Origin of the sequence: Baekduia sp., from assembly GCF_035318805.1 — a bacterium.
In the GTDB taxonomy this organism is placed as follows: domain Bacteria; phylum Actinomycetota; class Thermoleophilia; order Solirubrobacterales; family Solirubrobacteraceae; genus Baekduia.
The window spans coordinates 1-10,618 of sequence record NZ_DATHDY010000056.1; the positions used below are offsets into that span (position 1 = coordinate 1).

The window sequence follows — 10,618 nt, forward strand, 5'->3', positions numbered from 1 at the left end:
GAGGTGGATGCCGATCAACGCCTCGGGGTGGCGGGCAGCCAGACGCGTCGTGATCCCCGCCCCCAGATCGCCGCCGTGGGCGCCGTAGCGCCGGTGCCCGAGCACATCGGACATCAACGTGTGCCACAGCTGCGGCGTGGACCACGGATCGGTCTGACCGGGCCGCTGAGCCGAGAAGCCAAACCCCGGCAGTGACGGCACCACGACCTCAAAGCCACGGTCCGCCAGCTTTGCGGCAAGCAGCCGCATCTCCAGGAACGACCCCGGCCAGCCGTGCGTCAGCACCAACGGCGTCCCAATGCCTCGGTAGTGCAGATAGTGCACAGCCACCCCGTCGATGTCGACAGTGAAGTGCGGCAACTCGTTGATCTCACGCTCACGCGCCCGCCAGTCATAGCCGTCGGCCCACCGCTCCACGAGGCGCCGCATGGTCTCGGGATCCGCGCCGAGCTGCCATCCGCGGTCACCCGGAACGCGCCGCGGCCACCGTGTCCGGATCAGCCGGTCGCGCAGGTCGTCCAGATCTCCTTGAGAGATCGCCACGACGAACGGCTGTGGACTCGACATCCGGCGAGTGTAAATCGCGCCCGCAACACCCACCCCACCAGTCGCCTGGGAGCCCCGCCGCCGTCGACGTGCATTCCGTGCCAGCACGCGGGCAACGACGCTTGAACAACGGTCGGGCTTTCCAGCGCCGGTCAGATCGTCCGACTTGGTGGGGCCTGCTCAGCGACGGAGCTGGCCGGCCCTCCGCTCATTGCAAGACTGAACGAATGTCTGCCCACTACCCGATGGGGCGGTTCGGGACCCCGGACGAGCTCGCCGGCACCGTCGCCTACCTGGCGAGCGAGGACTCCGGCCTTATCACGGGCGCAGCCTTCCCGCTCGACGGCGGCATCACTTCGGCCTTCACCGTTCCTGAGTAACGCGACCCGTCAGGCCGCGGCGGGTCCCATGCGGGTCACGTGTCGCGATGGCGACGGTGACCGCTCGGCCCGCTCGCAGACAACCGCGAGAGCGGCTTCTGGCGCTCGCCCAAAAACTCGCCAGAAAGCCCGGGAAGCCCGGATGCCAGTCGGACAAGGCCCGTGAAATGAGGGTCGCAACCTGGTTGACCCTCGGTGCAAGACCTACGGGTCAAATACGAGCCCAGAAACGCGAAAACCCCATTGTTCACCGGGGGTCTCCAGCGCGCCCGAGAGGATTCGAACCTCTGACCCTTCGGTTCCGTGGTGCCTCGGGGACCCGCTGCCGGAATGGACGAGGAGCAGGCGTCCGCACCAGAGCTCCATGCGCTAATTCTCGTCGAATTGACCGAGAAGAGCGCGGAAACGCCGCCATTGTGATCGGGACGCGGTTGGTACCGCGCGCCACGGCCGCCTCGGCCTGACGCGCAATCGGCATAAGCCCTATTAGCGCACCTTGCACATTCGCGGCATCGGGCGCAACGAGCCGTGCCCGTGCTGGAGCGGCAAGAAGTACAAGAGGTGTTGCGGCGCGTAGGCGCCTCGCGCCGCCCCTCGCACGACTGCCATCGCGACCGTACCTCGAGCGGGCGTTGTCCGACCGTGAGATCTCGTGGCGGAATCTGCGGTCGGGGTCTGCGCAGGACCTACTGGTCTTGCCTCAATGCGCTAGCGGGCGCCCCCTGACTCCGCGGGTGGCCCAACAACGGTCATCGCGCGGGGAGGTTGCGCTGCCTTCGGCGAAGTCGCTATCACTGCTCGCGATGAGTCAGCACGCAGACGCGCTTGCTCTGGCTGGGACCCGGGTCGCGGCCGTGCGCGACGATCCGGCCGGGCGTCTTGCATTGATGGCGCGGGTGTTCCACGGGCCGACGGGCCGCGCACCGCGACACCTGCCGTTCCGACGGGCGGCGTTGTCGTTCATGCGCTGGCAGGCGCGCCGCGGTGTGCTCAATCCGCTGGACGCGTCGCCGCCGGGCAGCGTGTGGTGGCGGGCGGTCAACGAGCGACTGCTGCGCGACGGATGCGAAACGGTCGCGCTCCTCGGTGGGTTGGCCGGCGAGCCGTCATCGCAGGCGGTGCGGCTCTGGCTGGAGTTCGGAGCGAGACCGACGGGGCGCAACTGGTACCGCGCGCACAACGCAAGCATCGTGGCCGGATACCTGGAGCACGCGAACCTCGCCGAAGCGGAGGGCGCGCCGGAGCGCTTCTTCATGAACGTCGCGCTGGCGCGCGTGCTCTACGCGCATGCACTCGCGGCGGCGCCGCGCCTGGCGCTCGGACGGTTCGCTCCGCTCGGCCGCGTGCTCGGCGACCCCCGGCTCGGGATGGCCGGTGTTTTCCTCTCACTCCGCCGCGTGCTTCCAGACCGCTATCCACTCGCGCTCGACGTCGAGCGCTATGTCGCCGACGAGCAGCGTCTTGGCCGGATGCTCGACTACGCGGTGATCGTGCCGCGGTTGCAATGCCTGTACGAGTGGTCAGCCGACGAGCTCGGCGAACCACGCCTGCTGGAGCTGGTGCGCGACGGCAACCCGGTCTACGCCTGGCCGTTCGAGCAGCGACACGTATGGCGCACTCCGAAGATGCCATTCGCAGGACGGCTACTCGAACACCTCGCAAGGGCTCGCTGAGGGTCGCCAACCGAGCCGGTGATCATCCGCCAGCGAAGTCGCGGAACGCCTCGTTGATTGACAACCGCCGTCTTCGATGGCGACGTCGAGATGTTGCAGCCGCAGCCCCGCCCGCCGCCCAGGTCACGCGGGTGTTGCTTTCCTGATGGCCTTCTTCTGGGCCGCCACCTTGACCGTCGCGGCCTTGCCACGCGTCAGGTCGGCCTTGAGGCCGGTGACCGTGATCGTCGCCCGCGTCGCGCGCGCCACGGCCGGGATCGTCAGCCGCGCCGCCGCCTGGCGGATCCTGAGCCGGCGGCCGTCCGACAGCGTCGCCCTGATCTCATAGCGCTTGGCGTTGGCCGCCCTGGCCCACGTCACCGCCAGCCGCGTGCCCGACCGCCGGGCGCGCAACCGCGTGACCCGCGCCGGCCGGCGCGGCGCCGGGGCGACGTACGTCGCCACCGTGATCTGCGTGCGGGGCTTGCCGTAGGACGAGACCAAGGCGATGACCTTGTGCCGCCCGCCGCGACCGTCGGCCGGTGTGAAGCGCAGCGTGCCGCGCCCGCTGCGGGCCCGGCCCAGGATCTGCACGGCGGCCTTGCCCTGCTCGGCGAACGTCACCTGCTGGCCGGGCAGCGGCGTCACGTTGTAGGACAACGTTCGGGTCGACGAGCCGGGCTTCGTGCGCCGCACGCTGCCGGTGACCTTCGGCTCGTCCAGGCCGTTGGCGGATTTCACGCCGGTGATGGGCGTCGAGTCGGCGGTCGGCTCGATCGTCCATGTGCCGGGCGCCGGTCGCTTGAGCGCGAAGTACGTGGTGTTGGTCTCGGGGACATGGAAGGCCAGGGCGCTGGAAGCCTTGTGTTCCGCATGATTGCGGGACGTCCGGACGGCCTCAAGCGGGTCACGAAAGGCGGCTGTGGTACCCGCCTTGGGACCCGACCGCTGACCCTGTGGAGCGGATTCTCACGGATGTGAGAAGTCGTCACGCGGGCCCGGCACCACGGGCGTGGTCGTCGTCACCGCGCCGCTCACAGCGCTCGCGCCCTTCGCCCGGCGATGCTCGTGCCGTCACGCGCGTGCAAGCATCGGGGGTCTCACCTATCTGCGCCCCCCAGCCGTGAGGCGGACACGTTGACAACGACGCGCTGGACGCTGTTGTTCGCGTAGCCGCCGAGGTTCCAGCGCGGATCGACTGGCTGGCTGCGCCCGTCGGCATCGCTTGCGCGGCAGCACAGCTCGTGGCGACCAGCGGACGCCTCCCACGCGAACGACCAGCCGCGCCATGCCGCCGGCGAGACGGGCTCCTCGAGCTCCGCGGGGGCCCATCCGCGGCCGCCGTCGGTGCTGACCTCGACGGACTCGATCGGCGCCCAACCGGACCACGCGCGGCCGCGGAGCACTGCGGTGCCGGGCTCGAGGAACCGCTCGCGGCTGAGGAAGTCGGGAATGCCGGGCGGAACCATCAACGAGCGCGGCAGCATCCGCGTGACCGGCTCGCCCTCGTCATCCTCCGCCTGGCGCATGCGGTAGGAGCGCGTGTGCTGGTAGCCGGCGAACGGCTCGTCGAGCACCGTGATGCGACCGAGCCACTTGACGTTCGTCATCCCGTACCAGCCCGGCACGACGAGCCGCAGCGGGAAGCCGTGCTGCGGTGCCAGCGGCCGGCCGCCGATCGCGTAGGCCAGCAGCACGTCGTCGCGCAGTGCCTCGGCGACGGGCAGCGCGCGCTCGTAGGACTGCTCGACCCCGCCCTCCATCCCGCGGTCCAGGCCGGTGAACAGGACCTCGACCGCGTCGGCGGCGAGACCGGCCCGCTCCAGCACACCGCGCAGCGGCGTGCCGGTCCACTCGGCGGTGCCGACCGCCTCGGTGAGCCACGGCTGGCTCACCGCCCGGGGCTCCAGCAGGGCGCGGCCATTGCCGGCGCACTCCATCGTCACCGCCAGACTCACGGCCGGTAGCGCCTGCAGCTCGGCGAGCGACAGCGTCTGCTCGCGCGCGACGCGTCCGCCGACGGCCAACCGCCAGACGTCCTCGTCGACGGCGGGGACGTCGTAGTGGACCAGCAGGTAGTGCAGCCCCAGCGGCGTCAGCGGCTCGCGCAGGAGCTCCAGCGGCATGCCGTGGTTGCGGGTCGCCAGCTGCAGCTCCTGTTGGCTGATCTCCCCCATGGACGATGACGCAATCCTAATCGCCGAGGCGCGCGCCAACGCACGCGCTGGCGCGCGAAGGCCGCCGAACTCGTGCGCGATCGCCTCGAGCGGGCCACACGCGGATGCCGGGAGCCCCCTACGCCGTCACTGACAGCACGGTGAAACCGACGGTTCCCGCCCGCACGACCAGCTCTGCTGTCGATGCACGGCCGCCCGACGTGGCGGTTCCCCACGTCGAGCAGTGCGTCGGGTCGAGGCTTCTCACGGCCGATCACTGACCGGCAGCTCATCGCTCCGAACCGCGCGCGAATCGACAGGCACGCCGACCCCTTTCACGGGTTTTGTGCGCTCGCGTCGCTTTTGCGTTGTCCTCGTAGCGTCCGAGATCTGTGCGCCCCGGTCGGCGCACAGGCCAACGTGGCGTTCAGGCGGTAGCGCCCGGCTGTGGTGACAGCTCGTCAGCTTGCATCCTCGCAAGGGCCGCGTCGAGCACCGCGTACTCGGCCTCCTCGATCGCTGCATACGCGTACTCAACCGCAAACGTGGCGTCGTCTTCGGCGTTCTCGGCGTACCGCTGCGCCCGCTCCGCGTCGTGCTCCGCCCGCTTGGCATCGACGTCCTCGCGAACCTTTGCCACGTGTTCGTTCCACGAGCGCTGCACGTCATTCCACCAGACGGAGAGCTTCCCCTTGCTTGCGTCCGCGGACTGGCGCAGCTTCTCAGCCTGGGCCTGAGCCGATGCGCGCGCCGTCGCAACGTCCTGCTCGAGATCCGCCTTGGCCTTCCCCTGTGCGGCTGCGGCCCGATCTTCAGCTTCCTTCGCCCTGGCCGCCAACTTCGTCAGCTGGTCCGATGCAGCCATGTCGACCTCCCTCGAGGGGTGACCGTCGCAGCGACGGTCTTGGGTACCGTAACAGTGCCGGGCGCGCTGGGGCGGGGCCTGCACGCCCGACGCTTGGACGAGCCTAGCTGATGACTGCATGCCTGGCCAGGTGACGTGGCCTCGATGTCTGCCTCCACGATCCACTCATGTTCGGCCGAACGGTCACACCTCGAACGAATCCGCGACGAGCAGGAGGAACATGCCGCCCAGCGCAGCGTTAGACCACGAAGGTCACGAGGTTGGCGGCGGTGAACTGGCGGGAGGCGAAGGCCCCGAGGGGCAGCATCGGGGGCTGCTGCGACGCTCGGCGATCAGAAAGGCGACGAGCGCCACGGCTCCTCACGGGGGGCTTTCGCCGTTAGGCGCCCGCGCGAGGTGCGCCTGCAGCGCCCGGGCCACCTCGCCGGCCGCCGTGATCTGCTCCGGCGTGAGCGCGTCGACGAAGAGCTCGCGGATGTCGCGCAGGTGGGGTGCGGATGCGCGGCGGAAGGCGTGTGCGCCGGCGTCGGTGACGACGATCTCCGCCCCGCGGCTGTCGGTCGCGCAGTCCTGGCGTTGAACGAGGCCGCGGCGCTCCATGCGGCCCAGGTGGTGCGAAAGGCGGCTGCGCTCCCAGCCGATGTGGGAGGCCAGCTCGGAGGAACGCATTCGGCGCTCGTCGGCCTCGCTGAGCGCGAGCATCACCGTGTAGTCGCCGGCCGAGAGTCCCGACTCCGCCTGCAGCCGCGCCTCGAGCCCGGAGCGGATCGCCTCCGCCGTCTCGATGTAGTCCCGCCAGATGGCGAGCTGCTCCGCGGTCGGCGTCCGCCGGCCTCGCCGCGGAGCTGAAGTGGTGCCCATCGCCTCACTCTTCGTTAGTTGACGTATCAATCATAGCTTGGCTATAGTTGACGTGTCAACTACTCCTTCGCAGCGGACGAGGATCCACCAATGACTGACCTCACCTTCGGCCTCGACAGCTTCGGAGACGTCCCACAAGACGACTCCGGCGCCCTGATCTCCCACGCGGCCGCCATCCGGCAGGTCGTCGACGAGGCCGTCCTCGCCGACGAGGTCGGCATCGACGTCATCGCCCTCGGCGAGCACCACCGACCCGAGTACGCCATCTCGACGCCCGAGACCGTCCTCGCCGCGATCGCGGCCAAGACCTCGCGGATCCGTCTCGCCTCGGGCGTGACCGTGCTGAGCTCCGACGACCCCGTCCGCGTCTTCCAGCGCTTCGCGACCGTGGACGCGCTCTCCAACGGCCGCGCCGAGGTGATCCTGGGACGCGGGTCCTTCACCGAGTCGTTCCCGCTGTTCGGCTACGACCTGGCCGACTACGACGTGCTCTTCGAGGAGAAGATCGACCTCTTCGTCAAGCTGCTGGGCGAGCAGTCGGTCACCTGGTCGGGCACGACGCGGGCCCCGCTACAGGACGCCGACGTCTTCCCCAAGACCGAGTCCGGGCACCTGACCACCTGGGTCGGCGTCGGCGGCTCCCCGCAGTCGGTCGTGCGCGCCGCGCGCTACGACCTGCCGCTCATGCTCGCCATCATCGGCGGCAGCCCCGAGCGCTTCGCATCGTATATCGATCTGTATCGCCGAGCGGCGGAGCAGTTCGGCACCACCGCGCATCCGGTCGGCATGCACTCCCCCGGCTTCATCGCCGACGCCGACGACGAGGCGATCGAGCTCTTCTACCCCCACTACAAGGTCCAGCGCGATCGCATCGGCGCGCTGCGCGGCTGGCCGCCGCTGCGCCGCGACGAGTTCGACGCCGAGGTCGCGCACGGCTCGCTCTACGTCGGATCGCCCGAGACGGTCGCCCGCAAGATGGCGCACGCGATCTCGGCGCTCGGCGTCGGACGCTTCGACCTGATCTACACCGTCGGGGCGCAACCGGCGAGCGCGCGCCTTCGAGCTGTCGAGCTGTACGGCACCGAGGTCATCCCGATGGTGCGCGAGCTCCTGGGCACCGAGGTCGCCACGGTATGAGCACCGTCGGCATCCTCGGCGCCGGCAAGCTCGGCACCGTGCTCGGCCGTCTGGCGCTCGCCACCGGCCACCGCGTGCTGATCGCCGGCTCCGGCGACCCGGCGAAGATCGCGCTCATCGTCGACGTCCTGACCCCCGGCGCGACCGCCACCACCGCCGCCGAGGCGGCCGGCGACGCCGACATCGTCATCCTCGCGCTTCCGCTGGGCAAGCACCACACCATCCCCGCGGACGCGCTGGCGGGCAAGCTCGTGATCGACGCCATGAACTACTGGGAGGAGGTCGACGGCCTCCGCGACGACCTCACCGACCCACGGACCTCGTCCACCGAGATCGTCCAGGCGTCCCTTCCGCGGTCGCGCGTGGTCAAGGCGTTCAACCACATGGGCTACCACGACCTCGAGGGCGAGGCCCGCCCGGCCGGCTCGCCCGGTCGCAAGGCCATCGCGATCGCCGGCGACGACCCCGACGACGTCGCGACCGTGGCCGCCCTGGTCGACTCGCTCGGCTTCGACCCGGTGATGGCGGGCTCGGTCGCCGACGGCGTCCGGCTCGAGCCGGGCGCCCCGGTCTTCGGCGCCAACGCGACCGCCGCCGAGGTGCGTGCGATGCTCGCGGCCTTCCCGAGCTCCGCACGCGGCCGCGCGGTCGCCCAGGCGCGCGCCGGCGGCCGGCTCGCCGAAGCGGCGTAGCCGGCGCGCCGGCTCAGGGGACGCCGGGCGACGGGTCGTCGTTGTCGACGACCTCGGGGGCGAGCGGGCCGTCGCCCTCGTAGGCGACGGTCGCGTCGAGCGGTGCAGCCTTGCGCGGCCGGACGAACGGTGACCTCGCCCACGTCGACGGGGCCACGCCGGAGGAACCGGCGCCCAGGACGGCCACGCCGGCAGGGCCATCGCGATCACCGGCTGATCGGACGAGCCGGACAGCCGGGGCGAACGGCGACCGCCTCGTCTGGCTGCGCCGTCGGGGCACGCCCCTAGCAGCCAGGTTGTACGTCTCCAGGGGGTTGAGGCCGGTCTCGCGCGGACAGCCGCACACGCGTTTCTGCGGTCACCCTGCTGCGTAGCATTCGTCACCTGGTTCGTCGACTGCGGGCGCCGGCGGCCGAAGGATCGACCCGGTAGCGCCCGCGACAGCACGCCAAGGCCACGCCGAGCCTGTCTTCGAGCCGCCCGACCACCCGACTCGCCCCGGCCCTGGCGACCCGACTGCGAGCCGCCCGGCACGACCGCAGACAACGAACGGTCAGCGGCGCCGGTCTGGCCGTTGCGCCACACAGACGTGCCCCGGGGGATCGTCGGGGTCGCGCCCGAGAACCCGCCTTACGGAGCGCGGCGCGGAACCTGGCTGATGCTGAGCGGCACGGGCATCGCCCGCGGCGGCCGGATGTCGTTGTGGTCGAAGAGGCCGCAGACGTCGAGGGTCTGGCAGGAGCAGTCGGTCGCGGTCAGCAGCCATGAGCGCATCTCCTCGGCGCGGGCGATCAGCGCCTCGACGTCGGGCAGCTTGCGCGCGGCCAGCTCGCGCATCGACTCAAACGCGGGTGAGCCGGCGTCGCTTCGCTCCATCAGCAGGCGGGCCTCGTCGAGCGAGAAGCCGGCACGCTTGGCGACGTCGAGGACCTCCAGGCGGCGGATGGCATCCTCGCCGTAGCGGCGGTGGCCGTGCTCGCGGTCGGGCTCGGGCAGGACGCCGACGCGCTCGTAGTAGCGGATGGCCGAGGTCTTGAGGCCGAATCGCTGCGCCAGCTGGCCGATGGTGAGCGTTGCGTGGTCGTCCATTGGGATCCGCCCCTTGACTTCAACTCGGGTTCAAGGTGCACGGTAGCTGGACCCTACCTTCTGGAGATCCTGATGCCCGACGACGCCCTGCCCATCGCCTGCTCGCTGGATGCGACCGAGCTGCCCCTGCGCCTGGCCGAGATGCGTGACCTCGGCCGCGCCGCGCTCATCGACGCCTGGACCGGCGCGACCGGCGCGCAGCTGAGCTTCGTCGGCGGCGCCGGGGTCCGCGATCGCGTCGAGGCGATCGTCGCGGCGGAGTCGCGGTGCTGCGCGTTCCTGGACATGGCCGTCACCGACGAGCCCGACACCATCGTGTTGACCATCGAGGCGCCCGAGGACGCCGAGCTCGTGCTCGCCGACCTGGTCGACGCCTTCCGCGGCCAGCCGCAGGTCGGGCGATGAGCGTGCAGGAGAAGTCGCGCAGCCGGTTCGACCTGACCCTGATCGGCGGCGGCGTGCTGATGGTCCTCTGCTGCGCCGTCGGCCCCGCCGTGATCGGCGCCGTCGCCGGCAGCGCGATCGGCGGATGGCTCGGCATCGCCTGCGCCGTGATCCTCGCCGCCGTCGTCGGCCTGGTCGTGCATCGCCGCACCAGGCAGCGCGGCGGTTGTTGATGCTCAGCCCGCGCGTCCTGCTGCTGGCCCTGGTCGTCGCCGCCAGCGCGACGTTCGCGGTCGGTGTCGGGCTCGAGCGCTCGAACGAAATCGGCCACCACGAGGTCCGCAAGCAGGGCGAGAGCGCAGCCGACCACGCCCCGGAGACCGCCAGCGCCGCCACGGCCGCCAGCCCCTACACGGTCGCCGCGGCGCTGCTGGGCGGCGGCCTCGGCGTGTCCCACGAGGACTTCACCGACGCCGCCGCCCGTGACCCCCCGCCGCCTCGCCCTGGCCGCCCTGGTGCGCTGCGTCGAGGACGAGCGCTGCAGCGCGTCGTTCCCGCACGCCTTCCCCGCCGTCCTGCACGTGACCACCCGCACGGGCGAGGAACTCGAGGCGCGCGTCGAGGTCAACCGCGGCGGCCCCGGCAACCCCCTGTCCGACGAGGAGCTGGCGAGGAAGTTCCACGACAAACGCCGTGAGGTCCCTCCCGGAGGGAGGCGCGCGGCCGAGCTCGCGGCCCGAACGCTCGCCCTTCCTGACGCTCAGAGCGTCGAGGATCTCACCGCGCTGCTGACCTCGGCGGGGGAGCGCTGAGGTCGAGACAGTTACCGCTCCCGGACTGCGTAGGTCAGGTGGGT

At 70.9% G+C, this 10,618-nt stretch carries 16 protein-coding genes and 1 pseudogene; 9 read left to right on the forward strand and 8 right to left on the reverse strand.

The genetic code is table 11. The annotated features are described in order from the left end of the window. Nucleotides 1-567: epoxide hydrolase (locus VK501_RS13190; RefSeq protein ID WP_324338011.1), on the reverse strand; the 567-nt coding region annotated here is incomplete at its 3' end. Nucleotides 568-773: 206 nt separating this feature from the next. Between VK501_RS13190 and VK501_RS13195 the strand changes: the two genes are divergently transcribed. The 3 genes from VK501_RS13195 to VK501_RS13200 all read left to right on the forward strand — a co-directional run bounded on the left by VK501_RS13195 (nucleotide 774) and on the right by VK501_RS13200 (nucleotide 2,599). After that, nucleotides 774-926 carry an SDR family oxidoreductase gene (locus tag VK501_RS13195; protein ID WP_324338013.1) on the forward strand — a complete coding sequence of 51 codons (153 nt, stop codon included), beginning with the start codon at nucleotides 774-776 and terminating at the stop codon, nucleotides 924-926. Nucleotides 927-1,422: 496 nt separating this feature from the next. Beyond that, nucleotides 1,423-1,503, forward strand: a complete 81-nt coding sequence (locus VK501_RS28755) for an SEC-C metal-binding domain-containing protein (RefSeq protein WP_349261012.1) — start codon at nucleotides 1,423-1,425, stop codon at nucleotides 1,501-1,503. Between the two features lie 226 nt (nucleotides 1,504-1,729). Further along, nucleotides 1,730-2,599 carry a hypothetical protein gene (locus tag VK501_RS13200; protein WP_324338015.1) on the forward strand — a complete coding sequence of 290 codons (870 nt, stop codon included), beginning with the start codon at nucleotides 1,730-1,732 and terminating at the stop codon, nucleotides 2,597-2,599. A 123-nt stretch (nucleotides 2,600-2,722) separates the two neighbouring features. Here VK501_RS13200 and VK501_RS13205 read toward each other — a convergent pair whose 3' ends face one another. After that, nucleotides 2,723-3,274: a hypothetical protein gene (locus VK501_RS13205; protein ID WP_324338017.1), complete on the reverse strand. Its 552-nt coding sequence runs from the start codon at nucleotides 3,272-3,274 to the stop codon at nucleotides 2,723-2,725. Between VK501_RS13205 and VK501_RS13210 the strand changes: the two genes are divergently transcribed. Beyond that, complete coding sequence (locus VK501_RS13210) at nucleotides 3,264-3,455, forward strand: hypothetical protein (RefSeq protein WP_324338019.1); 192 nt, start codon at nucleotides 3,264-3,266, stop codon at nucleotides 3,453-3,455. The two genes, VK501_RS13205 and VK501_RS13210, sit on opposite strands and share 11 nt — an antisense overlap. Before the next feature lie 223 nt (nucleotides 3,456-3,678). On the opposite strand, the gene VK501_RS13215 is transcribed toward VK501_RS13210, so the two are convergent. The 4 genes and pseudogenes from VK501_RS13215 to VK501_RS13225 form a co-directional block, all read right to left on the reverse strand. Continuing rightward, nucleotides 3,679-4,755 (reverse strand): sulfite oxidase, encoded by a 1,077-nt coding sequence (locus VK501_RS13215; protein ID WP_324338020.1) that lies wholly within the window; start codon nucleotides 4,753-4,755, stop codon nucleotides 3,679-3,681. A 406-nt stretch (nucleotides 4,756-5,161) separates the two neighbouring features. After that, nucleotides 5,162-5,599 (reverse strand): hypothetical protein, encoded by a 438-nt coding sequence (locus tag VK501_RS13220; protein ID WP_324338022.1) that lies wholly within the window; start codon nucleotides 5,597-5,599, stop codon nucleotides 5,162-5,164. A 204-nt stretch (nucleotides 5,600-5,803) separates the two neighbouring features. Next, nucleotides 5,804-5,959: pseudogene (locus VK501_RS28935) on the reverse strand (MFS transporter); the annotation flags it as partial. Then, the gene (locus VK501_RS13225; protein ID WP_324338024.1) at nucleotides 5,960-6,460 is read right to left on the reverse strand and encodes a MarR family winged helix-turn-helix transcriptional regulator; all 501 of its coding nucleotides are present in this window, start codon (nucleotides 6,458-6,460) and stop codon (nucleotides 5,960-5,962) included. A gap of 90 nt (nucleotides 6,461-6,550) precedes the next feature. Here VK501_RS13225 and VK501_RS13230 point away from each other — a divergent pair, with 90 nt between their 5' ends. Beyond that, a complete protein-coding gene (locus tag VK501_RS13230; protein WP_324338026.1) occupies nucleotides 6,551-7,597 on the forward strand; it encodes an LLM class flavin-dependent oxidoreductase in 1,047 nt (348 codons plus the stop codon). Continuing rightward, on the forward strand, nucleotides 7,594-8,289 hold the full coding sequence (locus VK501_RS13235; protein ID WP_324338028.1) for an NADPH-dependent F420 reductase: 696 nt from the start codon (nucleotides 7,594-7,596) through the stop codon (nucleotides 8,287-8,289). Before VK501_RS13230 ends, VK501_RS13235 begins: the two co-directional genes overlap by 4 nt. A 13-nt stretch (nucleotides 8,290-8,302) precedes the next feature. Here VK501_RS13235 and VK501_RS13240 read toward each other — a convergent pair whose 3' ends face one another. Beyond that, nucleotides 8,303-8,476 carry a hypothetical protein gene (locus VK501_RS13240; protein WP_324338030.1) on the reverse strand — a complete coding sequence of 58 codons (174 nt, stop codon included), beginning with the start codon at nucleotides 8,474-8,476 and terminating at the stop codon, nucleotides 8,303-8,305. Between the two features lie 443 nt (nucleotides 8,477-8,919). Then, a complete protein-coding gene (locus VK501_RS13245) occupies nucleotides 8,920-9,378 on the reverse strand; it encodes a MerR family transcriptional regulator (protein WP_324338032.1) in 459 nt (152 codons plus the stop codon). Nucleotides 9,379-9,450: 72 nt separating this feature from the next. Between VK501_RS13245 and VK501_RS13250 the strand changes: the two genes are divergently transcribed. The 3 genes from VK501_RS13250 to VK501_RS13260 all read left to right on the forward strand — a co-directional run bounded on the left by VK501_RS13250 (nucleotide 9,451) and on the right by VK501_RS13260 (nucleotide 10,574). Then, nucleotides 9,451-9,783, forward strand: a complete 333-nt coding sequence (locus tag VK501_RS13250; protein ID WP_324338034.1) for a hypothetical protein — start codon at nucleotides 9,451-9,453, stop codon at nucleotides 9,781-9,783. Then, nucleotides 9,780-9,995 carry a hypothetical protein gene (locus VK501_RS13255; protein ID WP_324338036.1) on the forward strand — a complete coding sequence of 72 codons (216 nt, stop codon included), beginning with the start codon at nucleotides 9,780-9,782 and terminating at the stop codon, nucleotides 9,993-9,995. Before VK501_RS13250 ends, VK501_RS13255 begins: the two co-directional genes overlap by 4 nt. Before the next feature lie 249 nt (nucleotides 9,996-10,244). Next, a complete protein-coding gene (locus VK501_RS13260; RefSeq protein ID WP_324338038.1) occupies nucleotides 10,245-10,574 on the forward strand; it encodes a hypothetical protein in 330 nt (109 codons plus the stop codon). Nucleotides 10,575-10,618: the final 44 nt, after the last annotated feature.